General features: G+C 67.7%; 27 protein-coding genes. 9 read left to right on the top strand and 18 right to left on the bottom strand.

The window, feature by feature from the left end; all coding sequences use genetic code 11:
• Positions 1 to 14 precede the first annotated feature (14 nt).
• The 3 genes from C6A86_RS21975 to C6A86_RS21965 are packed head-to-tail and all read right to left on the bottom strand — an operon-like array spanning position 15 to position 3,100.
• On the bottom strand, positions 15 to 803 hold the full coding sequence (locus C6A86_RS21975) for an SDR family NAD(P)-dependent oxidoreductase (protein ID WP_105365129.1): 789 nt from the start codon (positions 801 to 803) through the stop codon (positions 15 to 17).
• Positions 800 to 1,867 carry an NAD(P)-dependent oxidoreductase gene (locus tag C6A86_RS21970; protein WP_105365130.1) on the bottom strand — a complete coding sequence of 356 codons (1,068 nt, stop codon included), beginning with the start codon at positions 1,865 to 1,867 and terminating at the stop codon, positions 800 to 802. The genes C6A86_RS21975 and C6A86_RS21970 overlap by 4 nt, the downstream gene beginning before the upstream one ends.
• Positions 1,868 to 1,927: 60 nt before the next feature.
• On the bottom strand, positions 1,928 to 3,100 hold the full coding sequence (locus C6A86_RS21965) for a cytochrome P450 (RefSeq protein ID WP_105365131.1): 1,173 nt from the start codon (positions 3,098 to 3,100) through the stop codon (positions 1,928 to 1,930).
• Between the two features lie 167 nt (positions 3,101 to 3,267).
• On the opposite strand from C6A86_RS21965, the gene C6A86_RS21960 reads away from it, so the two are divergent.
• Positions 3,268 to 3,822 carry a TetR/AcrR family transcriptional regulator gene (locus tag C6A86_RS21960; protein WP_105365143.1) on the top strand — a complete coding sequence of 185 codons (555 nt, stop codon included), beginning with the start codon at positions 3,268 to 3,270 and terminating at the stop codon, positions 3,820 to 3,822.
• Between the two features lie 20 nt (positions 3,823 to 3,842).
• On the opposite strand, the gene C6A86_RS21955 is transcribed toward C6A86_RS21960, so the two are convergent.
• From C6A86_RS21955 to C6A86_RS21945, 3 genes are read right to left on the bottom strand one after another with little or no spacing between them, the layout of a single operon-like run.
• Complete coding sequence (locus tag C6A86_RS21955; protein ID WP_233213153.1) at positions 3,843 to 4,724, bottom strand: formylglycine-generating enzyme family protein; 882 nt, start codon at positions 4,722 to 4,724, stop codon at positions 3,843 to 3,845.
• On the bottom strand, positions 4,717 to 5,628 hold the full coding sequence (locus tag C6A86_RS21950; RefSeq protein WP_396834077.1) for an HAD family hydrolase: 912 nt from the start codon (positions 5,626 to 5,628) through the stop codon (positions 4,717 to 4,719). Before C6A86_RS21950 ends, C6A86_RS21955 begins: the two co-directional genes overlap by 8 nt.
• A gap of 2 nt (positions 5,629 to 5,630) precedes the next feature.
• The gene (locus C6A86_RS21945; protein WP_105365133.1) at positions 5,631 to 7,175 is read right to left on the bottom strand and encodes an arylsulfatase; all 1,545 of its coding nucleotides are present in this window, start codon (positions 7,173 to 7,175) and stop codon (positions 5,631 to 5,633) included.
• A gap of 357 nt (positions 7,176 to 7,532) precedes the next feature.
• Between C6A86_RS21945 and C6A86_RS21940 the strand changes: the two genes are divergently transcribed.
• Entirely contained in the window at positions 7,533 to 7,985 is a 453-nt protein-coding gene (locus tag C6A86_RS21940) for a DUF5994 family protein (protein ID WP_105365134.1), read from the top strand.
• A gap of 95 nt (positions 7,986 to 8,080) precedes the next feature.
• Here C6A86_RS21940 and C6A86_RS21935 read toward each other — a convergent pair whose 3' ends face one another.
• The 5 genes from C6A86_RS21935 to C6A86_RS21915 all read right to left on the bottom strand — a co-directional run bounded on the left by C6A86_RS21935 (position 8,081) and on the right by C6A86_RS21915 (position 12,023).
• Positions 8,081 to 8,821, bottom strand: a complete 741-nt coding sequence (locus C6A86_RS21935) for an alpha/beta fold hydrolase (protein WP_105365135.1) — start codon at positions 8,819 to 8,821, stop codon at positions 8,081 to 8,083.
• A 13-nt stretch (positions 8,822 to 8,834) separates the two neighbouring features.
• The gene (locus tag C6A86_RS21930; protein ID WP_105365136.1) at positions 8,835 to 9,947 is read right to left on the bottom strand and encodes an NAD-dependent epimerase/dehydratase family protein; all 1,113 of its coding nucleotides are present in this window, start codon (positions 9,945 to 9,947) and stop codon (positions 8,835 to 8,837) included.
• A gap of 72 nt (positions 9,948 to 10,019) precedes the next feature.
• Positions 10,020 to 10,232: an exodeoxyribonuclease VII small subunit gene (locus C6A86_RS21925; protein WP_105365137.1), complete on the bottom strand. Its 213-nt coding sequence runs from the start codon at positions 10,230 to 10,232 to the stop codon at positions 10,020 to 10,022.
• Positions 10,219 to 11,454 (bottom strand): exodeoxyribonuclease VII large subunit, encoded by a 1,236-nt coding sequence (xseA, locus tag C6A86_RS21920; RefSeq protein WP_105365138.1) that lies wholly within the window; start codon positions 11,452 to 11,454, stop codon positions 10,219 to 10,221. Before xseA ends, C6A86_RS21925 begins: the two co-directional genes overlap by 14 nt.
• A complete protein-coding gene (locus tag C6A86_RS21915) occupies positions 11,451 to 12,023 on the bottom strand; it encodes a lipid droplet-associated protein (protein ID WP_105365139.1) in 573 nt (190 codons plus the stop codon). Before C6A86_RS21915 ends, xseA begins: the two co-directional genes overlap by 4 nt.
• 52 nt (positions 12,024 to 12,075) lie before the next feature.
• Between C6A86_RS21915 and C6A86_RS21910 the strand changes: the two genes are divergently transcribed.
• A complete protein-coding gene (locus C6A86_RS21910; RefSeq protein WP_105365140.1) occupies positions 12,076 to 13,077 on the top strand; it encodes a 4-hydroxy-3-methylbut-2-enyl diphosphate reductase in 1,002 nt (333 codons plus the stop codon).
• Between the two features lie 17 nt (positions 13,078 to 13,094).
• Positions 13,095 to 14,864 (top strand): penicillin-binding transpeptidase domain-containing protein, encoded by a 1,770-nt coding sequence (locus C6A86_RS21905; RefSeq protein ID WP_105365141.1) that lies wholly within the window; start codon positions 13,095 to 13,097, stop codon positions 14,862 to 14,864.
• 4 nt (positions 14,865 to 14,868) lie between these two features.
• Here C6A86_RS21905 and C6A86_RS21900 read toward each other — a convergent pair whose 3' ends face one another.
• Positions 14,869 to 16,011 (bottom strand): DUF6542 domain-containing protein, encoded by a 1,143-nt coding sequence (locus C6A86_RS21900; protein WP_311100861.1) that lies wholly within the window; start codon positions 16,009 to 16,011, stop codon positions 14,869 to 14,871.
• 83 nt (positions 16,012 to 16,094) lie between these two features.
• Between C6A86_RS21900 and ychF the strand changes: the two genes are divergently transcribed.
• From ychF to C6A86_RS21885, 3 genes are all read left to right on the top strand, one after another.
• Positions 16,095 to 17,168 (top strand): redox-regulated ATPase YchF, encoded by a 1,074-nt coding sequence (gene ychF / locus C6A86_RS21895; RefSeq protein ID WP_105361784.1) that lies wholly within the window; start codon positions 16,095 to 16,097, stop codon positions 17,166 to 17,168.
• Complete coding sequence (locus tag C6A86_RS21890; protein WP_105361785.1) at positions 17,161 to 17,517, top strand: zinc ribbon domain-containing protein YjdM; 357 nt, start codon at positions 17,161 to 17,163, stop codon at positions 17,515 to 17,517. Before ychF ends, C6A86_RS21890 begins: the two co-directional genes overlap by 8 nt.
• 204 nt (positions 17,518 to 17,721) lie before the next feature.
• Complete coding sequence (locus tag C6A86_RS21885; RefSeq protein WP_105361786.1) at positions 17,722 to 18,507, top strand: DUF4239 domain-containing protein; 786 nt, start codon at positions 17,722 to 17,724, stop codon at positions 18,505 to 18,507.
• A 9-nt stretch (positions 18,508 to 18,516) separates the two neighbouring features.
• Here C6A86_RS21885 and C6A86_RS21880 read toward each other — a convergent pair whose 3' ends face one another.
• The 4 genes from C6A86_RS21880 to C6A86_RS21865 form a co-directional block, all read right to left on the bottom strand.
• Positions 18,517 to 19,011, bottom strand: coding sequence for a nitroreductase/quinone reductase family protein (locus C6A86_RS21880; RefSeq protein ID WP_105361792.1), 495 nt, complete (start codon positions 19,009 to 19,011; stop codon positions 18,517 to 18,519).
• A 46-nt stretch (positions 19,012 to 19,057) separates the two neighbouring features.
• The gene (locus C6A86_RS21875; protein WP_105361787.1) at positions 19,058 to 19,783 is read right to left on the bottom strand and encodes a DUF72 domain-containing protein; all 726 of its coding nucleotides are present in this window, start codon (positions 19,781 to 19,783) and stop codon (positions 19,058 to 19,060) included.
• Entirely contained in the window at positions 19,783 to 20,445 is a 663-nt protein-coding gene (locus tag C6A86_RS21870; protein WP_105361788.1) for a UdgX family uracil-DNA binding protein, read from the bottom strand. The genes C6A86_RS21875 and C6A86_RS21870 overlap by 1 nt, the downstream gene beginning before the upstream one ends.
• 131 nt (positions 20,446 to 20,576) lie before the next feature.
• A complete protein-coding gene (locus C6A86_RS21865; RefSeq protein ID WP_105361789.1) occupies positions 20,577 to 21,284 on the bottom strand; it encodes a guanylate cyclase in 708 nt (235 codons plus the stop codon).
• A gap of 26 nt (positions 21,285 to 21,310) precedes the next feature.
• Here C6A86_RS21865 and C6A86_RS21860 point away from each other — a divergent pair, with 26 nt between their 5' ends.
• Positions 21,311 to 21,481, top strand: a complete 171-nt coding sequence (locus C6A86_RS21860) for a hypothetical protein (RefSeq protein ID WP_105361790.1) — start codon at positions 21,311 to 21,313, stop codon at positions 21,479 to 21,481.
• Here the strand turns inward: C6A86_RS21860 and C6A86_RS21855 are convergent.
• Positions 21,465 to 24,311 carry an aminotransferase gene (locus C6A86_RS21855; protein WP_311100860.1) on the bottom strand — a complete coding sequence of 949 codons (2,847 nt, stop codon included), beginning with the start codon at positions 24,309 to 24,311 and terminating at the stop codon, positions 21,465 to 21,467. The two genes, C6A86_RS21860 and C6A86_RS21855, sit on opposite strands and share 17 nt — an antisense overlap.
• Positions 24,308 to 25,165 (bottom strand): alpha/beta fold hydrolase, encoded by an 858-nt coding sequence (locus C6A86_RS21850; protein WP_396835377.1) that lies wholly within the window; start codon positions 25,163 to 25,165, stop codon positions 24,308 to 24,310. Before C6A86_RS21850 ends, C6A86_RS21855 begins: the two co-directional genes overlap by 4 nt.
• A 101-nt stretch (positions 25,166 to 25,266) precedes the next feature.
• On the opposite strand from C6A86_RS21850, the gene C6A86_RS21845 reads away from it, so the two are divergent.
• Positions 25,267 to 25,881, top strand: a complete 615-nt coding sequence (locus C6A86_RS21845; RefSeq protein ID WP_311100859.1) for a TetR/AcrR family transcriptional regulator — start codon at positions 25,267 to 25,269, stop codon at positions 25,879 to 25,881.
• The last annotated feature ends 159 nt before the right edge of the window (positions 25,882 to 26,040 follow it).

Here is a 26,040-nt window from a genome sequence, read left to right as displayed (position 1 = left end):
TTGGACAGGTTCTGTCACTGTTGCGCGAGCTTCATGATGTGCCCGAGCAGATCTGGATACCGCTTCATGTGGGATCCGCCGTTCAGATCGAGCACCTCGCCGGTGAGCCAGGACGCCTTCGTGAGGAACACGACGGCCTCGGCAATGTCCTCGGGAGTGCCGGCGCGGCCCAGCGGGGTGTTCTCCACGTATTCCTCGACGACCCCCGGTACCAGGGCCGCGCCCTCGGTGAGCGGGGTGTGCACGAAACCGGGCGCCACGGCATTGACCCGGATTCCGCGCGGCGCCAACTCCAGGGCCGCCACCTGGGTGAGCATCGACAGTCCGGCCTTGGCCGAACAGTAGGCGCTCATGCCTGCGGCGGGCTGGCGGCCGTTGAGCGAGGAAATGGAGACCAGCGCGCCGCCGTCGTTCAGATACCGGCCGGCGTATTTGGCGACGATGAAGGCGCCGTTGAGGCAGACGTCGATGACGGCCCGGAAGTCCTCCACCGCGAGGTCGACGATGAGCCCGATATTGGAGAAGCCGGCGCAGCTCACCACCGCGTCGATTGTTCCGGTGGCCTCGAAAAGTGTTGCCACCGAAGCTTCGTCGACCACGTCGACCGCCGCCCCTGAATGCGGCGTGCCGAGTTCGGCGGCGCGGGCGGTGGCGCCCTCGGCGTTGCGGTCGGCCACGACGACGCGGTACCCCTCGGCCGCCAGCGCCTGCGCCGACGCCCAGCCGATACCGGAGGCCCCGCCGACGACGACGGCCGTCTTACCCGTCGCTTCGCTCGCCCCGGAAGCCGTCTTACCCGTCATGCGTGAACCTCCGGTCGGGGGTCGCCCCATTTGTCGCGGATGGCCTTCCACGGGTCCGCATACCGCATCCCGGTGCCGTGATATGCCGTCTGACGCTTGAGAATCTGCTTGGCAAGCGGCGCGATGACGCGCAGCACGGGGCGTTTGATACCGGCGTTCTCGGCCGTCTCGATCAACATGTCGGGCCACGAATGATGCTGGAAGCCAAGCACTTCCTGGGCCCTGGTGGTGTCCATCCAGTCCGTGTTGAACCAGCTCTCATCGTTGCGCGGGTCACCCTTGAGCCCGGTGGGCAGACCGCCGACCAGGCCCAGCGCGGCAGCCATCGCCGGGGCCACATCGCCCTGCAGCAGGCGATGGGTGGCATCGTCACCGCCGATGAGTAGCGTCTCACCCAGTGCGTCGGCGGTGGTGGCCGCAGCGAAGGCGCTCGCCACGTCGCGCACATCGACGGTCTGTAGCCGGCCGTCGGTGGGCAGCATGCCCTCGAAGTAGAAGTTGTCCATCTTCATGTAGGAGCCGGGGGTGGCGGTCAGTACGCCACCCAGCCGCAGGACGACCCAGTCCAGCGCCGAGGTCCGCACAATCTTCTCGGCCTTGACCTTGTGGTCGCCGTAGATGTCGGCGGGGTTGACCGGGGTTTCCGCGGTCAGCACACCGCCCACCGTGTGCGGGTTTCGCGAGCCGTAGACGGCGATGCTGGAAGCGAGCACGAAACGGGCTGGTGTGGAGAGCTTTTCGGCGGCGCGCACGAGACTGGCGGTGGCATCGACGTTGACGCGCTCGGCCAGTCCGCGGCGCTGGTAGATGAACGGCGGGATGACCGCTGCGAGATGGATGATCGCCGCCGGCGCCACCTCGTCGACGAGCGCGCCGACCGTCGTGGGGTCGGTGAGGTCGGCCCAGCGCACGGTGACGCCGACCGGTAGGGACTCGGCGGCCTTCCGATTGGCCGCGACGTCCAGATCGGTGGCGACCACGCGCCGTCCGTCGGCGGCGAGGCGGTGCACGGTGGCCGAACCGACCAGCCCGAAGGCTCCGGTCACCAACACGGTTTCGGTCATCGGGACTCCATCAGCCGGGGGCGCAACGTCTGTCACAGTAGCGAACGGAGTCGGAGTTGATTAGTTGATCTTCAGATCCAGCCGGGCGGGTCGGCGCACCAGCACGCTGGGCAGCCACACCGGTCGCCCCGGCGCCTCCAACCACGTGGTGTGGTCCAGCAGGCGCCCGAGCACCGTCCGCGCCTGGAGGCGGGCCAGTGCGGCGCCGACACAGAAGTGCAGACCCTTCCCGAATCCCAGGTGTGTTCGGGTCGCGCCGCGATCGAGGCGGAACTCATTGGGGGAGTCGAACTGTCGCGGATCACGGTTGGCGGCCCCCCACAGCAGGAGCAGGTGTTGACCGGCGCGCAGTTCGGTTCCGGCCAGGCTGCAGTCGGTCAGCACGTGCCGATAGTGCCCGCGGAACGGTGATTCGTAGCGCAGTACCTCATCGATGAAGGCCCCCAGCAGCGCGGGAGTGTCGCGGACCTGACGCTGCACGTCCGGACGGGTCCCCAGCAGCCAGGCTGCGCTGCCCAGCAGCGCGGCCGTCGACTCGGCGCCGGCCGCGACGAGTTGGATGAGGACAAGGGCGGCGGTGCCGGCATCCAGGTCTCGGGCCAACTGGCCCATCAGGTTGTCGCCGGGATCTGCCGCGGAGCTGTTGAATTGCCCGACGAGATAGCCGCCGAGTTCCATCGCGGCCAGCCCGGCGGCGGCGAGTTGGCGGTCATCGACCAACCCGTCGAGCAGCTGGGTGCTGGCGTAGGCGCATCGGACCAGCTCGTCCACATCGGTGTCGGGCAGTCCGAGCAGGCGCGCCACCATCATCATGGGGAGGCGATTGGCGACCTGGGCCATCCATTCCAGGTCGGTGCCCGTCCACAACTCCTCGAAGCCGGCACCGATGACCGGTTCCAACGCGAGCAGGCGTTTGGCGGCGAGCTTGAGCAACACCGGTTTGCGATGGGCGGCGTGCAGCGGGTCATCGGCGGTCGCCAGGACGTGTGATGGGTCGCCGGCTCCGGCCATCTCGAACGGGGAGACCGAACCGTCCGGTCGGTACACCATCGTTGCGGTGAGGTTCGAGGAGAAGTCGCCGGGGCGCGCGGTGGCCTCGATGACCGCGTCCCAGGTGGACACCACGAAGAATCCGCTGTCATCTATCTGCTGCACGGGGTCGGCGCGCAGCAGATCGTAGAGCGGGTAGGGGTCGTCCAGTCCTGTCCCGAAGAAGCACTGTGCCGCAATCATTTTCCCAGCGTGCGGCGTGGCAGCGGGCAGCGTCAACGGTGCGCCGAGAAGTCGATCCGCCGACAGTCGGTGCCGGTCGCGCAGGCTGTCTCACCGGGGTCGCCCCACCTGCGTCGATCGCGAGATAGTCGATGCAATGTGTCTCAGAATGAGATAAGTTGTCCATGATGTCGCAGGCACGTCCGGACTGGCTGCTCGGCGCCGAGCGCGGTGCCGCGGCCGCCGAGCGGATCTACGCGGCGGCGGCCGAAATGCTTGCGCGTGACGGGATCGATGCCCTCGATATCGACGCCCTTGCGGCGCGCGTGCATTGTTCGCGCGCGACGCTCTACCGGCACACCGGCGGCAAGACGCAGATCCGGGACGCCGTGCTGGCCCGCTCGGCGGCGCGCATCGTCGAGACGGTCCGGGAGGCGGTGGCCGGGTTGTCCGGACGCGCCAGGGTGCTCACCGCGGTCGAGGTTGCGGTCGGCGAGGTGCGCACCGATCCGGTGGCCCGGTTGTTGGTCGGCGCGGGCGGAACCACGGCGTTGGTCACCTCGGACACGGTCACCGGTTTCGCGCGGGACCTGGCTGGCCTGGCCGATGACGATCCGGAGGCCGCGAACTGGATCGTCAGAGTGGTTCTGTCTCTGTTGTTCTGGCCGGCAACGGATCTCGCGACGGAGCGCCGGATGCTGGCACGCTTTCTCGCCCCGGCGTTCGGGCGCGAGCCATCCTGACCCGATGCGCCCGGCGTGGGTCAATTCTTGACGCAGCGAAAACCGATGTGGCTCATGCCGGTATCGACCATCTGCGGTCGCCGCGCGGCCGGTCGGTATCGCATGCAATAACTGTCCGCGCACAGGAAGGATCCACCCTTGATCACCTTGCGCGGGATCTCGAACTGTGGCTGTGCGGGGTCGTAGCTGTCCGCGGCGCAACAGGGGCCCGCGGCCCGATCTTGTCCGTACCAGTCGGTCGTCCATTCCCACACATTGCCGGCCATATCGAACAGGCCGTACCCGTTGGGATCGAAGCTGCCGACGGGCTGGGTCGTGCCGTAACCGGACTCCGGTAGGTAGGGAAACTCGCCGTGCCAGTAGTTCGCCTTGCGCTCACCGGGTCTCTCCGGGTCGTCACCCCAGGTGTACGCCGCCCCGGCCAGCCCACCGCGGGCTGCGGTCTCCCACTGGACTTCGGTGGGTAGCGCGAGTCCGGCCCATTCGGCGTAGCTCTGGGCGTCCTCGAACGCGATGTGCACCACCGGGTGCCGGTCGCGGCCGGTCAGCGATGAGCGGGGTCCGCGTGGATGGTTCCAGCAGGCACCGGGGGTCCAGGTCCACCATTGGCTGAGGTGGCGCAGATCCACCGGTCCCGCAGTGCGCCGGAAGACCATCGAACCGGGAACCAGGTTCTCCACGGGCGCGCCCGGGTAGTCGGCGGGGTCGACCGGCCGTTCGGCGACGGTCCGGTAGCCGGTGGCGTCCACGAAGGCGGCGAAATGGCTGTTGGTCACCTGGTGACGCTGGATCCAGAAACCGTCCACGGTCACCTCCCGTGCCGGCGCCTCCTCGGGATAGTGCGCGTCGGAACCCAGTGTGGTGGTCTGTGGCTCGATCCAGACCAGGTCGTCGTCACGCACTGAAGACGGTCGACCAATCATCGCGCATGCTCACCACGGTCCACCCGTATTGCTCTGCGTGGCCCAGCGCACGCTCCGCCCCCGCGGTGTAGGAGAATTCGCGTTCGGCGTCGTCGTGGAGCACCAGGAGTTTCAGGGACGGGCCGTCCTGGCCGCCGGTGTACATCAGCATCTCGTCATCGCCGTTGGAATTGCCCGCCGCCAGGATGGGGCGGCGGCCGATGCGATTCCAGATGCGCACCGGTTTCTCGGGCCCGTCATCCCAGATGTCCAGTGCTGGCTGCAGCAGCAGGTCGCCGTGCCCGTCGGCACCGACGAACTTCAGCCCCTGCGCGCTGCCCACCACCCGCTCGGGCGGAATGCCGTAGATCCGGCTGGTCACCGGCCGCATGAAGTCGCGGCCACCGCCCGAGACGATGTAGCAGGTGAATCCGTGATCCTGCAGGTAGCGCAGCAGTTCCACCATCGGCAGGTACGTGCACTCCAGGTACGGCCGCCCGAGGGTGGGGTGTTTGGCCTCGGCGAAGAAGGTGCCGACCCCGGCGGCGTGGTCCTCGACCTTCACCGAATCGTGCAGGGACAGTACAGCCGCAGCAAGGGTTTTCAGATCTGAATCGTCACCCTGGTAGTGCTTGGTGACCGCACCGCCGAACCACTGCAGGTCCCCGTTGTGTGCCGCCAGATAGGGTTGCCCTTCGGCGAGCGAGGGATCGGCGGCCACCTTCTCGGCCAGCCGCCGGACGATGAAATCGAGCTGGATGTACATCGGCTTCTCGCACCACAACGTGCCGTCGTTGTCGAATACCGCGACGCGTTCCTCGGGGTCGACCTCGCGGCCGGCACGGTCCACGAAGTCGAGGATCGCCGACTTCGTGGGTCCGTCCTTCCAGGATTGCAAGCCCACCGTCAGTCGCCCCGCTTGGCCAGGAACTTCTCCAATTCCTGGACAGCGTTGTCGATGGTGAACGAGGCCGGCTCCTGGCGCGGCGGGAACTCCTTGAACGTCTCCAGGAACTGATTGACGATCGCGCTGGCATAGAACATCAGGTAGAGACGGTCGATCACCCAGTCCCAGTAGGTGTTCGAGGTGATATCGGCGCGTTCGAACGGATCGGTGCGCAGGTTGAACAGCTTCGGTGCCCGCAACTTGGTGAACGGTTCGAACCACACCTCCAGGGTGCCCTGGCAACGTTGCTCCAGGAACACCACCTTCCAGTTGCCCGCCCGGATGCCCAGCACGTCACCGTCGTCGGAGAAGTAGATCATTCCGCGACGTGGGCTCTTGTCCACTTCGCCGGTCAGGTAGGGCAGCAGGTTGTAACCGTCGATGTGCACCTTGAACGTCTCATCGCCGGCCTTGTGGCCGGCCTTGAGTTTCTCCACGATATCCGGCTCACCCGCGGCGGCCAGGAAGGTGGGAAGCCAATCATGGTGTTGGACAATCTCATTGGAGACTGTCCCGGCCTTGATCTTGCCCGGCCAGCGAACCAGTTCGGGGATGCGGAACGCGCCCTCCCAGTTGGTGTTCTTCTCGCTGCGGAACGGGGTGGTGGCGCCGTCAGGCCAGCTGTTCGCGTGCGGTCCGTTGTCGGTGGAGTAGATGACGATGGTGTCCTCGGCGATGCCGAGTTCGTCGACCAGATCGAGCAGGGTGCCGACGTGGCCGTCGTGATCGATCATGGTGTCGTGGTAGGCCGACTGCCAGCGCCCGGCCTGCCCTTCGCTCTCCGGCTTGGTGTGCGTCCGGAAATGCATGTGGGTGGTGTTCATCCACACGAAGAACGGAGTCTCGGATTCGTGCTGGCGCCGAATGAAATCCACACAGGCGGACGTGGTCTCGTCATCGATGGTCTCCATCCGCTTCTTGGTCAGCGGGCCGGTGTCCTCGATACGCTGTTTGCCCACCGGGCCATACCGCGGGTCGACCTCGCCGGAATCCTCCGCGGTGGCCCAGGAGTGGATGACGCCGCGCGGCAGTAGGGCCTTGCGGAGCAGCGGTGCCTCTTCGGCAGTGGGGTAATCCTCGTGCTCGGGCTCCTCCTCGGCGTTGAGGTGATAGAGGTTGCCGTAGAACTCGTCGAACCCATGCGCGGTCGGCAGATACTTGTTGAGGTCGCCGAGGTGGTTCTTGCCGAACTGGCCGGTGGCGTATCCCAGCGGTTTCAGCAGCTCGGCGATGGTCGGGTCTTCCTTCTGCAGGCCGATGTCGACACCTGGCATGCCGACCTTGCTCATGCCGGTGCGGTACACGCTCTGCCCGGTGATGAACGACGCCCGGCCCGCGGTGCAGCTCTGCTCGCCGTACGAGTCGGTGAAAAGCATTCCCTCACTGGCGATCCGGTCGATGTTGGGAGTCTGGTAACCCATCATTCCCCGGCTGTAGCAGCTCAGGTTCCAGATGCCGATATCGTCGCCCCAGATGACCAGGATGTTCGGTTGTGATGTGGGCACAGTTCAGTCCTTCGCTAGGAGTTCGGGCAGTTTCTCGACGACCTGGAGGGCGACCATGAGTTGCTGAGCCCGATACCGTCGTCCCAGGTGAAGGGAACGTTGGGCCGTCCGCTCGGCATGTTGTCTCCTCTGATCGGCGACGCACCTAGTGGGAATACTAGGAGCCGGTCACCCCGCGCGGGAGGGTTCGGCACAGTCCAAACCCGCGTCTCGTATCGCCTTGCGTTTCAGAGCGATAGCGGGGCGGCGACGATCCCGTCGGCCCCCGGTCTACTCTGGAGAAATCGTGGGTTCGTCGCGTGCCCGATCCGTCGGTTGCCGTCTGCGGTCGCTCTGATAGTGATGGGAGCATCGCCGATGGTCGATGTCACTGCCGAACATCTGTCCGCCACCCGGCTCGCCATCTGCGGGCGCACCGATCAGCGCGGCACCGTCGACGGCGCGTGGTGGCCGCCGGCCTACGACCTGAAGACCACGCTGCCCGACCTGATTTCGGTGATGGGCCGCTGGCTCGGACCGGTCTCCCGGGTGCTGTATGACCCCAGCCTGTTCCCGTCGGCGCCCTCGCGCATCATCCGTGGCACCACGGTGATATCGGTGGACCGCTACTCGCTGGTGGCCAGGGACACCATCTACCTGACCGGCACGCACACCCGCAACGCGCTGCTCTATGTGGTGCCACCGGAAACCAGCGCCGACAATGCGTGTGACCTGCTCAAGCGGGTCGAGAGCACCACGATTCCGATGACGGTACGGATGCTGCGCGCCATCGTCGGCGGTCACCCCGCCTCGCGGGAACAGCTGGGCTGATTTGGGCCGCGGCCGATGGGTACCGTAATCTGGGGTCACGTTTCCCCGGCACTGTAGACGCCGCGCGGGAAGCCAGAGGCCGGGACGCTACAGCGTCACCGGCCTTGTCCAGCTCTGGAGCCGGTCTCGACGCTGTCGACGAGCTCACGCACCAGCAAGGGGTACCGCCCGCGATCGGGGCGGAAGATGTCGTGCGGTGAGTCGGGGAACTCGTGCAGGCACGCGGCCGGGAACAGCCGCCGGTACCGGGCCCACGCCGCCGCGTCGATGATGGGGCTGTTGGGGCTGCGGACCACCAGCAGCGGCGGGCCCCACTGCGCCAGCGGCTCCCACAGCGACCGGGACACCGCGGCGGCGAAGGTCGCGACGGCGGCGCTGCGGTCGAGGCGTTCGTGCACCGGCGTGCCCCGCCAGCGGCCGTCCAGTACGCCCATGGCGATCTCATCGGGTAGCGCGATCTCCTCGGGCAGGTAGTCACCGATCGAGAGGGACCGCACCCGGTCGGGGTGGGTCAGCGCCCAGGTCAGCGCGTAGGACGTGCCGCGGGAGAACGTCATGAGATGCACCGGACCGTCCGTCACCGCGTCGATCGCGGCCCCGATGTCACCGGCGCGCGCCGCGGCGTCGTACGGGCCGGTCGGCGCGACGCTGCCTCCGTGGCCGCGGAGTTCGACGACGATGGTGCGCCGGCCGAACAGCGGTAGCACCCCGGTGTAGTCAGCTGCGACGCAGGTGAATCCGGGCACGAACACGACAGGAGCGCCGCGGTCGTCGCCGCCGGAGTCGAGATAGCGGATACGGGCGTCACCATGGTCGGCGACGCGGAACTGCGGCATGGGTGGAAGTAAATCAGCCCTTCGGTGGGACCGGGGTGGCGGCCGCCACCAGCGGCTCGGACCCCTGGGCTTCCATCTTGTGGAACAGCTCGGTGTAGTAGGGCAGGCATTCGGCCATCGCCTGTTCGGTGCTGAACAGCGGCTCGTAGCCCAGGTCGCGCTGTGCCTTGGCGATCGAGAAGTAGTTGTTCAGGTAGAGCCGTTCCACGGCAAGGGGTTCTACCAGCGGCTCGCGCACGCCGTACTTGAAGTGCAGCCACTGCCAGCCCATCATCACCCTGTGCACCAGCTTGCCGGAGACCCGGAAGTTCGGCAGGTTGCGGCCGCATGCCGCGACCACGGGGCGGGCGAACTCGAACATGTTGAGCGGTTCGCCGTCATTGATGAAGTACGCCTGGCCGGGGGCCGATCCGCCGGGAACCAGATGCTCGGCGGCCAGGATGAAACCGTGGATCAGGTTGTGCACGTAGGAGTTGTCCAGCTTGATGTTCTTGTTGCCGACGAGCACCTTGACGTGCCCGGCCAGCACGTTCTCGAACACCTTGCGGAACATCGTCTGATCGCCGCGGCCCCAGATGCCGCTGGGCCGGATGGAACAGGTGAGCATGCCGTGCTCACCGTTCTGGCCGAGGACGAACTGCTCGGCGACAACCTTTGTCTCGGTGTACAGATCGTTGAAACGACTTGTGTAGGGCAGGGTCTCGTTGCCATTCTGGATGTCCTGACCACCCATCACCACGCTGTTGGATGCGGTGTAGACGAAACGCCGGACCCCCGCTGCCTGTCCGGCGTGCACCAGGTTCTTCGTGCCTTCGACGTTGACGCCGAAACTGCGCTTGCGGTACTCCTCGGTGACCGACGCCCCGCCCATCAGGTCGATGATCGCGGCGGTGTGGATGACGGTGTCGACGCCGTCGACGGCAGCGGCCACATCGCCGGTATCGGTGATGTCGCCGACGACGGTCTGCAGATTCGGATGGGCGGGCAGTGGGGACGGTGCCCGGTCGAACGAGCGGACCTCGTGGCCGCGTTCGAGCAGTGTCGTCACCAGGTTGGCGCCGACGAAGCCGGAGCCTCCGGTCACCAGGACTCGGCCCAGGTCAGTGCGCAATGTTGGGTCACCCATGAGGTCAGGGTAACTGAAACGTGTTCCAGTTTTGAAGTCCAGCGGGTTGAAACGTTCGAGGAGCTTGCGCTGTCAACTTTCTTCGGCATCGCCGGCGGCCAGCGTGTCGGCCACCTTCTTGCGCGCCCCGGCGAGGTGCTCTTCGCATCGTTTGGCCAGCTCCTCGCCGCGTTCCCAGAGTTTCAGGGAGGCGTCCAGGTCGAGTCCGCCGTGCTCCAGCTGCGCCACCACCTCGATCAGTTCGTCGCGCGCCTCTTCGTACCCCATGTGACTAATGGGCTTCATCTACACCCTCGCTGACTGTTGTGATGGCACCGTCGGCAACCCGCACCCGCAGCCGGGTACCCGCCGGGGCGTCGTCGATCGATCGCAGGATCGGCCGGTCCTGCGGGCCCACCACCTGCACCACGGCGTAGCCGCGCGCCAGGGTGGCCGCCGGGCCCAGTGTGCCCAGGCGTGCGCGTAGATGCGCCAGGCGGTCGGTCTCCGCGGCGACCAGCCTGCCGATGTCCCGGCGCACGGTGCGGCGGGCCCGGTGCACCTCCTCGGCGCGGGCATCCAGGGCCTGCAGCGGCCGGGCCAGCACCGGCCGCGAGCGCAGCTGGTCGATGACGTGCTGTTCGCGGCGCACCCAGTTGCGCAGGGCCTGGGCGCTGCGCCGGCGCATATCGTCGACGCCGGCCTGCTCGGCGGCCGCGTCGGGGACCACCCGTTTGGCCGCGTCGGTGGGGGTGGCCGCACGCAGGTCGGCGACCAGGTCGCAGAGCGGGTTGTCGGGTTCGTGCCCGACGGCGCTGATCACCGGGGTGGCGCAGGCGGCGATGGCCCGGCACAGTGTCTCGTCGGAGAACGGCAGCAGGTCCTCCACGCTGCCGCCGCCGCGCGCGAGGATGATGACGTCGACTCCGCCGTCGGCGTCGAGGGCGGCCAGCGCCTCCACGATCTGGGCGACCGCGTTCGGGCCCTGCACGGCGGTGTTACGTACCGCGAACGCCACCGCCGGCCAGCGCCCGGAGGCGATCGCCATCACATCGTGTTCGGCCGCCGAAGCGCGGCCGGTGATGAGGCCGATGGTGTTGGGCAGGAACGGGATCGGGCGTTTGAGCCGGCGATCGAAGAGGCCCTCGGCCTCCAGTAGGCGGCGCAACCGTTCGATGCGGGCGAGCAGTTCGCCGACCCCGACGGCGCGGATATCGCTGACCCGCAACGAGAAGCTGCCCCGCGCGGTGTAGAACTGCGGTTTGCCGTGCACGATCACCTGGACGCCTTCGGCGAGTTGCACCGGGGCGTTGACCACCAGGTCACGCGGGCAGGTCAGTGACAGCGACATGTCCGCGGCCGGGTCACGCAGCACCAGGAACGCGGTGGGGGAGCCGTGCCGCACGTTGAGCTGGGCGATCTGCCCCTCGACCCAGACCGTGCCGAGCCGGTCGATCCACTTGGCGACCCGGGTCGCCACCGCGCGGACCGGCCACGGGTTCTCCGGGGATTGGCCGGGTTCGCTCACTTCGCCGACGCGCGGGTGATCCTGTTGGCGAGCAGCGTCTGGAACGGGGCGCGGGCCTTGTTGGCCTCCTCGAAGGCCAGCAACGCCTCGAGGTCGGCGACCTTCAGTGAGGTCAGCCGGGCCCGCAGCTGTGCCAGCGTCAGCGACTCGTAGCCCAGCTCTTCGACGATGCCCGGCGCCGAGCCGTTGGTGGCGGCCTTGGGGGCTTCGGTCTGCTCGGGCTCACCCTCGCTGAAGAGCGCGAACCGGCCTTCGGTGCGGCGCGCGGAGGAGATATCGGACACAACGTCGTCATCGGAGAGGTTCTTGAACGGATCGTCGGGCAGGTCCTCATCGAAGGTCGCCCACTCCGGCTGCTCGTCCTTGGGTGGGAACAACTCCTCAAGCGCTTCGTCGCCGCGATTGACCAGATCGGCGACGTCCTGCTGCACCTTCATCACCAGATGAGCCAGCTGGCTGGCCACCGTCATCGGGTAGGTGAGGATCGTCTGCGGGAGCTTGCGTGTCTCGTCCAGCGCGGTCACCGCCGCACCCACAAGCAGTCGGACTCCGTATGGTGCAGTTGCCATGGGTGCAGCCTACGGCTGGCCGGGGACGGGTGCCGGTAAGTACCCTGGTTGCATGCCACCAACCGTCAACATGGGTATTCCGGGCGCCGCCAGCTCGGTCAGTTCACGGGTGGCGGGCAAACGGGTCCTGCTCGCCGAGCCGCGCGGCTACTGCGCGGGCGTGGATCGCGCCGTCGAAACCGTGGAACGGGCGCTGGAAAAGCACGGCGCCCCGATCTACGTGCGCCACGAGATCGTGCATAACCGCTACGTGGTGGACACGCTGGCCAAGGCCGGTGCCGTCTTCGTCGAGCAGACCGATGAGGTGCCCGAAGGCTCCATCGTGGTGTTCTCCGCGCACGGCGTCGCGCCGACCGTCCATGTCGAGGCCGCCGAACGCAACCTGCAGACCATCGACGCGACCTGCCCGCTGGTGACCAAGGTGCACAACGAGGCCAAGCGGTTCGCCCGCGACGACTACGACATCCTGCTCGTCGGCCACGAAGGTCACGAGGAGGTGGTCGGCACCGCCGGTGAGGCGCCCGATCACGTCCAGGTGGTGGACAACCCGGACGCCGTCGACAAGGTCACCGTCCGCGATCCCAACAAGGTGATCTGGTTGTCCCAGACCACGCTGAGCGTCGACGAGACGATGGAGACGGTGCGCAGGCTGCGGGAGAAGTTCCCGACGCTGCAGGATCCGCCGAGTGATGACATCTGCTACGCCACCCAGAATCGCCAGGTCGCGGTGAAGGCCATGGCACCGGAATGCGAGCTGGTGATCGTCGTCGGCTCGAAGAACTCGTCGAACTCGGTGCGGCTGGTCGAGGTGGCGCTGGGCGCCGGCTCGCAGAACTCCTACCTGGTCGACTACGCCGACGATATCGACCCGGCCTGGTTCTCCGGCGTGACGACCGTGGGCGTCACCTCCGGGGCCTCGGTGCCCGAGATCCTGGTGCGCGGCGTGCTGGACCGCCTGGCCGAATACGGCTACGGCACCGTGCAACCGGTGACCACCGCCAACGAGACACTCGTGTTCGCCCTGCCCCGGGAGATCCGTCCGCCGCGCAACTGACGGTACGTTCGTGCCCTGTGGGCCTTCTGCGACGTGTGATCCCCGTTGTGTGCGTGACCGTGCTGCTGCTCGCCGGCTGCAGTGACACCGAAGACCGGCTGAACGCAGGCGTCAACGGTTTCGTCGAGGCGCTCAATCGTGCCGATCCGCCCGCGGCAGCCGCGCTGACCACGGATCAGGCGTCCGCGGACGTGCTCGGAAAGCTCTACGCCAGCCTCGGCAAGGATGTCCGCTTCGAGGTGTCCGGGCTGCAGCGCCAGGAGGACGCGGCCACGTTCACCCTGGCCGCGACGTGGAAGTTCGGGCCCGAGAAGGCCACCGAGTGGACCTATACGACGCAGGGCAGTGCGAAGGCCGAAGGCGAGGACTGGAAGATCCGGTGGGACCCGGCCAACGTCGCACCCGGCCTGGACGAGGGCCCGCTGTCCTTCAGCACGCTGGTCCCGCAACCCGCCGCCCGGGTACTCGACCGCACCGGCGCCGACCTGCTCACTCAGCACATCGTCACCCTCGTCGATGTCGCGCCCGGTGCCGATGTGAACACCGTTGCCGCGCTGCTCAATCCGATTGCGCCGACGATCACCGCGGAGACGTTGACCGGAGATCTGGCGGCGGGCAAGCCCGTCACCGCCGTCACGTTGCGCGCGGAGGACCTACTGCCGATCCAGGAACAGCTGGCCGCGCTGCCGAACGTGACGCTGCGGCCGCAGACCCGGCTGTTGGCCACCGACCGCGCGCTGACCTCACCGGCACTGTCCGGGCTGTCCGAGCTGTGGCAGCAGCGCAGCGACGCCGCCGCCGGGTGGGCGGTGTCCGCGGAGACCGCGACGGGCCCCAAACGGGTGGGCGGACGGGACGCCGATCCGGTCGGTGACATCTCCAGCACCCTGGACATCGGCGTGCAGCTGGCCGCGGAGAATGCGCTGGCCCCATTGACGACGCCGGCCGCGCTCGTGGCCATCCAGCCGTCCACCGGCAACCTGCTTGCCGTCGCGCAGAACGCGCCCGCCGACGCCCAGGGCCCGATCGCGCTGACCGGTCTGTACCCGCCGGGCTCGACGTTCAAGACGGTGACGGTGTCCGCGGCGCTGCAGGCCGGCCAGGTCACCCCCGACAGCATCGTCGGCTGTCCGGGAACCGAGAACATCGAGGGCCGCCAGATCCCCAATGACGACAATTTCGCACTCGGCGACGTCCCGCTGCACACCGCGTTCGCGCGGTCCTGCAACACCACGATGGGCCGGCTGGCGGTCAATCTGCCGCCCGACGGCCTGACCAAGGCCGCGGCGCAGCTCGGTCTGGGCATCGACTACGTCGCGCCCGGCATGACGACCGTCACCGGAAGCGTGCCGGTCGCGGACTCCTCGGCGCTGCGCGTCGAGGAGGGTATCGGGCAGGGCAAGGTCACCGCGTCGCCGTTCGGGATGGCCCTGGTCGCCGCGACGCTGGCGCACGGCTCGGTACCGGCGCCGACGATCGTGGCGGGCGAGCCGGGCGTGCCGGACAGCACCCCAGAGCCGCTGCCGAGCGGTGTCGCCGAGCAGGTACGGGCGATGATGCGTGAGACGGTGACCGGCGGCACCGCCACCGAACTGCAGGACATCCCGGACATGCTGGGCAAGACCGGCACCGCCGAGTACATGAACATCCCGGGCGAAGACGGCCGGGCGCACGGCTGGTTCGTCGGCATCCGCGGCGATCTCGCGCTGGCGGTGTTCGTCAGCGACGCGGGCAGCTCCACGCCCGCGGTCGACGCGGCGGGGGCGCTGCTACGCGCGGTGCCGTAGCGGGCTACTCCCAGTCGTCGCGGCGGTGGCTCGCGCGCGGCCGGGTGCGGTGCTCGGTGTGCCGTTCCTCATCGGTGCTGCGGTAGCGCACCCGCGAGACGGGATGGTGGCTGCTGTCGGTGGGCGACGAGCGACGCGGCCGCTCCTGATACGGGTCCTGGCGTTCGTCGGGCCGCCCGTAGTCCGGCTCGTAGCCGTCGGGCCGCGGACGGCGCCGCGGGCGCTCGTACTCGCCGTCACGCGGTTCATAGGGGTCATAGCCGCGGGACGGGGGTGGGGTGCGGCGGGGCTCGCGCGGGTCTCGGGGGTCGCGGGCCGCCGGGTTGCGGGGGCGACGCGGCTGACGCTCGCCGGGCAGCGGCGGCTCGCCCTGGCGACGGGGCCGGCCGGAGCGCTCCCGGGCGGCGGCGCGCTCGCGGCGATCGGCGGCCGCGGCCGATGCGGCGATATCGGACTCCGGCGGACGGTTGTGCCGGGCGCGGGAGGGCTCACCGGTGCGCGGGGCGCGACGTGGCCGCTCGTAGGGTTCGGCGGACTCAGGGCGGGGCCGGCGCGGAGCCCGGATCGGTGCGTCCTCGTCGACCTCGACCGGGCCTGCGCTGCGGGCGAATCGGCGGGCCGCGCGCCGCGGAGCCTCGGCGGGCGGCCCGGCTACCGCGGCGGCTTCGACGGGCTCGGTACCGCGGTCGAGGTACCAGCGGGCCATGCCGACCAGCAGCACCGCGGCCGAGGTGAAGAACATCAGCGGGAAACGTTCGATCAGCGGGTAGCCGCAGTTGATCAGGATGTCCTTGATGCCACTGAGCTCGCCACTGTGGAACAGGAAGTAGGAGGTGGGCACGGCGACGAACAGGATCAGCGGGGGCTGGATGACGGCGGTGAACAGTCCGCTGCGGCGCACCAGCACCACCGCGGCCAGAGCGCCGAGGACGTAGAGGGTGGCAAAGACGGCGCCGAGTTCCTTGTTGCCCGCACCCGCGTCGTAGGCGAAGCCGACGGCCGTCGCCGTGACCGCCAGAAGGGTGGCGCCCCACCACGGCAGTCCGGACGGCAGACCCGGCAGACTCGGTGGCAGCAACCCCTGGAATCGGGGGAGCGCGGAGCGGTGATCAACCGACTCCGTCGGCTCTGCTGACTGACCTGACACACATCGACCGTACCGGCTGTAACTGCTGGTGTGCTGCCAGCACGCGCTGAGGACATCGTCACAACCCTTAGACTCTGGAGTCCGTGAGCTTGAACCTCGGAATCGTCGGTCTCCCCAACGTCGGCAAGTCGACCCTTTTCAACGCGTTGACGCGGAACGACGTGCTGGCCGCGAACTACCCGTTCGCGACCATCGAACCCAATGAGGGTGTGGTGGCGTTGCCGGACCCCCGGCTGGACAAACTGGCCGAGATCTTCGGGTCGGAGAAGACGGTGCCGGCGCCGGTGACGTTCGTCGACATCGCCGGCATCGTGAAGGGCGCGTCCGAGGGAGCCGGGCTGGGCAACAAGTTCCTGGCCAACATCCGCGAGTGCGATGCCATCTGTCAGGTGGTGCGCGCATTCGCCGATGACGATGTGGTGCACGTCGACGGCCGGGTGGACCCGCGTTCGGATATCGAGGTCATCGAGACCGAGCTGATCCTGGCCGATATGCAGACCCTCGAGAAGGCGGTTCCGCGGCTGGAGAAGGAAGCGCGCACCAACAAGGACCGCAAGGCCGTGCTGGAGGCGGCGGTGGCGGCCCAGGCGGTGCTCGACACCGGCAAGACGCTCTTCTCGGCCGGAACCGATGTGGCGCTGCTGCGCGAGCTGAACCTGATGACCACCAAACCGTTCCTGTATGTGTTCAACGCCGACGAGTCGGTGCTCACCGATGAGGCCAAACAGGCCGAGTTGCGTGCGCTGGTGGCCCCGGCGGATGCGGTGTTCCTGGACGCCAAGATCGAGTCCGAGCTGATCGAGCTGGACGACGAGTCCGCGGCCGAGTTGCTGGAGTCCATCGGGCAGACCGAGCGGGGTCTGGATGCGTTGGCGCGGGCCGGTTTCCACACCCTGAACCTGCAGACCTATCTGACGGCAGGGCCGAAGGAGTCCCGCGCGTGGACGATTCACCGCGGCGACACCGCGCCGAAGGCGGCCGGCGTCATCCACACCGACTTCGAGAAGGGCTTCATCAAGGCCGAGATCGTGTCCTTCGCCGATTTGGTGGAGGCCGGCTCGATGGCCGCGGCCAAGGCTGCCGGCAAGGTCCGGATGGAGGGCAAGGACTACGTGATGGTCGACGGGGACGTCGTGGAGTTCAGGTTCAATGTCTGACGTTCCGCCCCCGTGTCCGGCATGTGCGAGTGAATTCGTTTACGAGTCTGGTGCGCTGCTGGTCTGCCCGATGTGTGCGCACGAGTGGGCACCGGGCGTGGACGAGGCCGCCGTGTTGGGTGATGTCGTCACCGACTCGGTGGGAAACCCGCTCGCCGATGGCGACACCGTGACCATCGTCAAGAGTTTGAAGGTCAAGGGTGCCGGTGGTGGGGTCGTCAAGATCGGTACCAAAGTGGTTGGCATCCGCCTGATCTCCGATGGTGTGGGTGATCACGACATCGACGCGAAGGTGCCGGGCTTCGGGCGGATGCAGTTGAAGTCGAGCGTGGTGAAGAAGGTTCTCTGAGCCGATCGCAATGTCAGTCTGAGAGCCTCACGACGCATATATATCGGCGGGTTCAAGTGATGGCCGCCATCCATGGTGCAGCTGTCAGCCTGACATTGCGATCGGCACACGACCTAGACTCGAGTCGCCCGCCAGCTAGCAGTGTCTAGCGCGAGCGGGTGACCGCGCCCGCCCGACTTGCCCGGCGGGTCGCAGGAGAGCCGAATGATCAGTCAATGGCTGGTGAGCAACCTTCCTTCGTGGGCGCTGTTGCTCGGAATCATCGCGTTCGTCACGGGCGGTGCGGTACTCGTCCAGGCATTCGTGCGCCGCAGGTTCCCCAGCCTCAAGGGTGACGAGCACAACGACGTCATCAAGTTCGCGTTCGGGGTGGTGGGTTTCGTGTTCGCGTTCTTTCTCGGCTTCGTGGTTTCCGCCATGTGGGGACAGATCGGCGATGCGGACGGCCGGGCGCGCACCGAAGGATCCGCAGGAGTGCAACTGGCCAGAAACTCCATGGTTTTCGACCAGCCCGATCGCGACAACATCCGCAAGGCCCTGCTCGAATACCACCAGGCCGCGCTGGTCGAGTGGCGCGAGAACGCCACCGGCAGTTCCTCCGCCGATGCGGACGCGGCGTTGACGCGGCTCAGTGCGGCCTTTGAGCAGGTCCAAGCGCGGACCGACGCCCAAAAGACATTGCTGGCAACCTCTTTCAGCAATCTCGACAACCTCAGTCAGGCCCGTACGCAGCGGGTTCTGCAAGCGGGCACCGATGTCGGACCACCGTGGTCGCTATGGGCGGTCATCTGGCTGACCAGTGCCCTCATGTTGTTGTGCGCCATCATCTACGACGTCCAGAAGCCCTCCACGCACTACGCCATGGTGGCGATCCTGGGTGTGTTGGTGGCGGTGAACCTGTTCCTGGTCATGGAACTGTCGCACCCGTTCCTCGGCGATATCGGGACGTCCTCGGCACCGCTGGAACAGGTCATCCGGCAGCTGTCGTAGCCGCGGCCTTCAGCGCGGCGTCAGCCGGAAGATCGGGATCTGCCGGCCGGCCGGGGCCGTCTTGTCGCGGTAGTCGTCATACCCGGCGTAGACCTGTTCGGCGAGGCCGAACAAGCGCTCGTAATCGTCGGGATCGGTCACCTCGGACGCCGTGAAGGGTTCCATACCGAACTCGCATTCCGGGTTGGCCTTCAGGTTGTGGTACCACTGGGGATGCTTGGCGCCGCCGAAGTTCGAGGCGATCAGGATGACGTCCTGCCCGTCGTGGAAATAGGTGAGCTGCACCTGGCGCCGCTGCCCGGACTTCGCCCCGGTCGACACGAGCGGCGCATTGATGATCGGCCCCATATTGATCCGGCCACCGGTCAACCGGAACAGATACGGGTCGGTGCGGCGGGCGATGTGCCGGGCGACGAACTGGCCTAACCGCGAACGCCCGAAGCGCACACTGGCGTGGTATTTGTCGCCGCGGGGCCTGTGGGGATCGACGTAGCGCAACGGCATGTACAGCACCGTACGCCCCGTCGCGCCACGACCGTTGAGCCGCCGGTCAACAGAGCATCGCCCGCAACTCTCTCGCGTTGCGGACCGCGTGCCCGCCGAGGTCGTTGTTGAAGTACACCAGCGCATCCCGGCCCTGAGCGTCCCATTCGCGAATATGGTCGGCCCACCGGCGCAGCTCCTCGGTACCGTAGGAACCCGCGTACATCGCATCGTCTCCGGGTCCGTGCAGTCGCAGGTAGACCAGATCGGCGGTGGTTGCCATCACGCACGGCAGACCTGGCCCGCTCATCACCACGTAGGCGGCGCCGTATCTGCTCAGAAGGTCGTATACCGCCGGGTCGTCCCAGGACGGATGGCGTAGCTCCATCGCCACCGGGATTCCCGCCGGCATCGCGTTCAGGAAGTGGTCCAGCCGTTCGTCGTCACGTTGCTGCGCTGGATGCAGCTGCACCAGCAGGGCGGCCCGTCTGTCACCGAGTTCGGCCCAGCCGGCGGCCATCCGGTCGATCCACTGCTCGGGGGAACCCAGCCGGCGGGCGTGCGTCAGTCCGCGCGATGCCTTCACCGACATGGTGAAACCGCCGGGCAATTTCTGGGACCACTGTGCGAACGTCGCCGGCTTGGGCCAGCGGTAGAAGCTCGCATTGAGCTCTACGGTGTCGAACTCCGCGGTGTAGACCTCCAACCGGCGGGACTTCGGCAGCGCCGGCGGGTAGAGCACCCCGTCCCAGTGATCGTAGGACCATCCCGACGTGCCGATTCGCACGGCCATCAGCGACGTTGTCCGAGCAGCCCGCATGCGGTCTGCAGGTCGTCGACCAGTCCGGCGAATGCGGCGTCACGGCGCTCGGACGGCCCGCGCAGCACCGAGGACGGATGCGGGGTGGCCACGATGGCGAAAGCGGCGCCGAACCCGTCCGCCGGCGGGCGCAACACCTCGCGCCGGTGGGCCGTCAGTCGAAAGTCATTACCCAACAGTGCTTTCGCGGCGGTGGCGCCAAGTGCGACCACGACTTCCGGATCGATGACATCGAGCTCGGCGAACAACCAGGGTCGACAGGCGACGACTTCGGTGCGGCTGGGCGTCTTGTGAATCCGGCGCTTGTTCCCGGCCGCGCGGGCGAACTTGAAATGTTTGACCGCGTTGGTGACGTACACCTGCTCGCGGTCTATCCCGGCCTCGAGCAGCGCCTTGTTCAACAGGCGCCCGGCCGGCCCGACGAACGGTTCGCCGGCGCGGTCCTCCTGGTCACCGGGCTGCTCGCCCACCAGTAGCAGTCGCGCCGAGGGAGGGCCGGCGCCGAACACCGTCTGATCGGCATCGCGGTAAAGATCGCAGCCACGGCAAGCGCGCGCGGCGTCGGCGAGCGCGCCGAGGTCGTGGACCGGCGGTATGAACTCCTGCGCGCCTGGATGCGCCACTGAAATGGCCATGGGTACGGATACCCATCCTCGGGCGGTGCATGCCCCCGACCATCTGTCGACTGTGGGGGTTGTGCACGGAATCGGCGCGCTTTGTGTTCATGGCGCCCACACTCGGGCCGGCCGTGGGGTCCGGCCTGTGATCAGCCCGCCTTCGGGTCGACGATGACCGCGATCTCGTCGGTCAGCGAGTATCCCGGCGCCAGCGACAGGCTGTCGCCGCTCCAGAACTTGCCCGGATCGAAGTAGTTCTCCCGCTTCTCGGTGCTCAGCAGCCCCATCTCCTCATAGGTGATGGCCACCGTCTCCGCGCAGTACGCGGTCTCCAGGCCTTGGGACCGCCGGCGTTGCTTGTCCCGTTCGGCCGATTCGCGGACCTTGCGGTGGATGACCGGCAGCCCGCGGGTGAAATCGCTGACGATCGGCAACCGTCCGCGCAGCCAGCGTCCGGTCAGCCGGGCCGTCGACGGGAAGGCGGTGCCGTTCATCCGGGCCACCACCTTGAGCATCAGATCTTCCTGCGCGCGGTTGGCCGGCGGGGTGAGCTGGCGCAGCCAGGCCTTCTGCCCGTATTCGTGCACCCAGCGTTCCACCACCTCGCGGGCATCGTTGAGCTGGACACCGCGGTGATGGGTGCCGGTCCACAGGTCCAGCAACTTCTGGCCGAGTTCGGCGTGCCAGATCAGGGGAGGCAGGTCATCGATCGCCACGGTCATACCGACATGGTTGACCGGCGCGTTGGTCAGCGCCTGAATGGCCCGATCGGGGCCGGAGCCGCCGCGGAACAGCCAGATATCGCCGGTCCGGGTCTCCTCGAGCGCCCGGGACAGGGGCACCGTATTCGCGTTCACGACCGCAGCTTAGGCAGAATCTGGGTATGAAGGGCATCTGGAAGTGGGTCGGGCTCGCTGGTGTCGCCGGGGTGGTGGCCGGTGGAGCGCTGGTCGCGCGGGATCAGCGCATCCGAAAGGCGTACACACCCGAGGACATCCGGGCCCGACTGCACCAGCGGTTGGATGAGGCGAACGGGTCTACCAGCCCTCGGTGAGCACCCGGTCCAGGGTGTCGACGTAGAAGTCCGCGCCCGCGAGGTCAATGCACAACGGGGGCTTGGTCTTCAGGATGTTCTGGTGATCGCCGGTCGGCTGGATGATCACGCCGAGTTCCAGCATGCGCTCACAGATCGCCATCGTCTCCGCGGTGGCGGGTTCCAGGGTTGTCGCATCGCGGATCATCTCCACACCGAGATAGAGCCCCATCCCGTGCACGGTGCCCACGAGCGGGTGCTTGTCGCCCAACGCCATCAGCCGGGCTTTCAGGTGCTCGCCGACGCGGAGCGCGTTGTCCTGCAGCCCCTCGTCACGTAGCACGTCGAGCACGGTCAGCCCGATCGCGCAGGACAGCGGGCTGCCGCCGGTGGAGGAGAAGAAGTAGCCCTGCGAGCGGAACGCCTCGGCGATCGCGCGGGTGGTGATCACCGCACCCAGCGGATAGCCGTTGCCGGTGGCCTTGGCGACCGACACGATATCGGGCACCACCTGCTGCTGCGGGAAACCCCAGAACCAGTGCCCGAGGCGGCCGTAGCCGACCTGCACCTCGTCGGCGATGGCCACCCCACCGGCCGCCCGCACCGCGGCGTACACCTGCTGCAGGTAACCGTCCGGCAGCGCCATGCCACCGGCGTTGCCGTACACCGGCTCACAGATGAAGGCCGCCGGCGGGCGGCCTGCGGCGGTCATCGCCTCGATCTGGGCGACGGCGTCGCGGGCGTAACGATGGGCCTGCTCACCGCGGTACTTGCCGCGGAAGCTGTTCGGCGATTCCACGGTGTGCACCCAGTCCGGGCGGGTGGCCAGAGCGTTCGGGTTGTCCGCCGTCGACGTGGACACCGCATCGGTGGCGTAGGTCCACCCGTGATAGGCCTCGCGCACGGCGATGACGTCGCGGCGCCCGGACACCGCGGTGGCCAGCCGGATCGCGAGATCGCTTGCCTCCGAACCGGAATTGACCAGGAAGGCGGTGTCCAGCGGGTCCGGCAGCGTCGCGGCGATCCGTTCGCTGAACTCCACGACCGCCGAATAGTTGAACCGTGAGTTGGTGTTGAGCCGGAGCAGCTGCGTCGATGCCGCATCGGCGATCCGGGGATGGGCGTGGCCGAGCACGGTCACGTTGTTGACCATGTCGAGGTAGACGCGACCGGCCGTCGACATCAGGTAATGCCGGTGCCCGCGTTCGATCTGCGGGGGATGGCGGTAGTAGCGCTCCTGCACCTTGGCGAAGCTGTCATCGCGGCGCTCCAGCAGATCCCGCTGCGGGGTGTCGGGGAGCGGATCGAGGCCCAGCACCGTTCGCGGGTCCCGGGATAACGCCAACCAGCCGGGTGCCAGCTCGGCCGAGGTGAACTCCGGTGCCGCCGGGGCACCGCACGGGCGGACCGCCAGTCGGGTCCAGCGGCCCTGTGCGACCACACCGAGGTGCTCGCCGGCGCGCACATGGCCGGGTGCGGTACTGGATTCGACCCCGCGCAGCGTCAGCTCGAAGTCCAGCCCACGCAACGTGATCCGGTCATCGGAACGGTCCACCACCTCCCCGTCCCACGGGGCCAGCACCCGAGTCGTCGCGGCCGGCCACAACCCGATACCGGTCTCGACAACGTCCGGGCTGTGCTGGGAGAGCAGGGGTGCTCGGTTCAGCCGCGGACGGCCGAACCGAGTGAGCACCAGACCGGCACCGTCACACACTGCCGCGGCGGCCAGGTCGTCGTCGCTGTCCAACGTATCCGAAAGGTCAAGTGTGACGACGGCTTCCGGGTCCAGATCGGAGATGAGCCGGTTCTCGATCTCTACCTCGGGTGCGGCCGGTGCCAAGCCGAGTTCGGCAGTGATCAGCGCCGACACCACCTCCATCGGCACCGAGGTGGCTTGGGCGAACATCCGCCACTCATCCTCGGATTGTTCGGTGACGTAGGCATTGTCCGGATCGAGTTCGCCCTGTTGGGCACCGCTGACGATGAGCACCGCGGTACGCAACACCAGCAGCGGCCACAGCACCTGTGCCTCCACCGGATCCAGCGGGCGCACCGCATGAAAGGCCTTGACGCCGGGCAGGATCGAGGTCGGATCGTTACCGGGGTGGCCGAGTACCGAGGACAGTGTGATGGCCAGTTCGGAGATTGCCCAGGTGTGGGACAGGTCGCCGAAGTCGATGATGCCGTCCGGCAGGCCCGCGGGCCCGGCCACCACGTTCGCGTCGGTCAGATCCAGATGCACCGCCTGGCGGGGTAGGTCATCGGCGTGCGGCGCGATCCGCAACCACGCCTCTCGGGCCGCGGTCTGGATCTCGTCGCGTTGCCGCGGCGCGTGCGCGATCAGTCGGTCGACGACGTCCTTGCCGTAGCGCAGGTCCCATTGCAGTACCCGGTCTAGGCCGGGGTGGCTGAAGCCGTCGAGGGCCCGGCTCACCCGGGCGGCCAGATCTCCCATGGCGGCGACGGTCTCCGGGCTCAGATAGCCACGCTCGGTGAGGGTTCCGCCGGCCAGGAAGGGCAAGAGTCGGACACCCTGTGCCGGCTCGCCGTCAACGGGCGGCAACGGCGTGGCGACCCGCAGGTCGGGGTGGGTCCGGGCGATCACCTCGGCCGCGGCGTCCTGCGCGGCCAGTTCGGTCTCGGTGAAGGCCGGATTCGCGATCTTGAGCACCGCCACCGGGGCGCCGTCCTCGGACACCAGGAAGTTGCAGTCCTGCTGACTACCAAGGGATGTGACCGCCCCGCGGGAGCCGTACCGGTCGGCGAGCAGCTCGGCCGCCTGTTGTTCGGTGACCTGGGCCGCCGGGAGGGCCGGCTGCTCGAGGAAATTGAAACCCGCCACGTCTCTCACACGCCGACGAACCTCACGACGACCTCGGTGAAGGCATCGTTGTCGTCACCGGCGGCGGTATGGCCCGCCTCGGACAGTTCGACGAATTCGGCCGCGGGGACCTTCTGCAGGAAGTCGCGAACGCCCTCCTCGGACACCACGTCGGAGAGCTTGCCGCGGATCAGCAGGATCGGCACCGACAGGTTGGTCGCGGCCGCCTCCAGCTTGTCCACCCGGGCGAAGGGGTCATCGCCGGGTTTGGTGAGAAACGCCGGGTCCCAATGCCAGTACCACCGGCCGTCACGCAGCCGCAGGTTCTTCTTCAGGCCCTCGGTGCTGCGGGGCCGGGGGCGGTGCGGCAGATACGCCGCGATGGCCTCGGCGGCCTGATCGAGCGAATCGAAGCCGTGGATGTGGTTGAACATGAAATCGCGGATCCGGGCGCTGCCGTCCTTCTCGAAACGCGGCACCACATCGACGAGGATCAGCTTGGTCACCAGGTCCGGGCCCGCCTCGTGGGCGGCCTGGATGCCGGTCAGCCCACCCATGCTGGCGCCGACGAGCGCCACGGGCCTGCCGATCTGATAGAGCACCTGCAAGATGTCGGAGCTGAGCGTCTCGACGTCATAGCTGGCGGTCGGGGAGCGGTCGCTGTCACCGTGACCGCGACTGTCCAGCGCCACGACGTGCATTCCGCGATCGGCAAGAATCTGGCCGGTGTTCTTCCAGGAGTGCCGGTTCTGCCCGCCGCCGTGCAACATCAGCACGGTCGGGCCCGATGCCGCCGTCACGGTGTCCCGGTTCCATTCGTCGGCCACCAACGAGAGGTCGTCGACACCGCGGAATGTGACGGTCTGGGGCGTGCTGTTGGCCATGCTCACGGACATCCTCTCGCCTGCCTGCGGCTCAGGTTACTGACCGGCCTTCCCAAACTGGTGTCGGGTCGGTGGTCTACGGGTCACTAGACTTGGATGCCGTGCAGTCAGTGCCATCAGTGGGATCCAGCGCCGAGGAGCGCGACCGCATCGTGGAGGCGACCTTCGACTGCCTGTCCGAACCGCATGAGGGCCCGGTGCACGTCTCGGCCATCCTGGCGCGGGCGGAGGTATCCAGCCGTGCCTTCTACCGGCACTTCCAGTCCAAGGACGAGCTGTTCCTCGCAATGCTGGAACAGGTGACCGAACGGCTGGCCGTGCTGCTCGACGAGATCGCCTGCGCCGAGTCCCCCGATCCGGTGGATCAGCTGCGGACGTGGCTGGACCAGATGTTCACCTTGGCCAGTGACACCGATCTGCACCGTTATCTGGCCGTGCTGGACTGCGACGAGATGCGTTCGGCCAAGGGGTACCGGGAGGCGCGCGAGCGGTCTCGCGCCCGCCGAGAAGGCTCGCTGGCAACCATCCTGCGTACCGGTCACGCGGAGGGGGCGTTCCCGTGGGCGGAGCCGGAATCGGATGCCATCGCGATCGCAGCCCTGGTGAGCCGCGAGCTGACCTCGGCAAGGATCTTCGATCCGGCGCAGATCCCGTTGTCACGGGCCCGCGTGGAGGGATTCACGCTGCGTGCGCTCGGGGTCGCCGGCAAATCGTGACGCAGGCTACTGCACGGTAACTTGCCTCTCCCAACCAGGTGGTCAGTGTTGTCGCTGTGAGAATCGTTATGTACGTTCTTCCGCATCCATAGCGCGCCTGTGGTCATATCGTGTTCGGAGCGCGGGCACCTGGGAAGGGACTACATGGGTAAGCGGATG

It is taken from the genome of Mycobacterium sp. ITM-2016-00316, from assembly GCF_002968335.2.
Lineage (GTDB): Bacteria > Actinomycetota > Actinomycetes > Mycobacteriales > Mycobacteriaceae > Mycobacterium.
The sequence above is the reverse complement of the archived record's forward strand: the minus strand, read 5'-3'. Positions and strand labels throughout refer to the sequence as shown.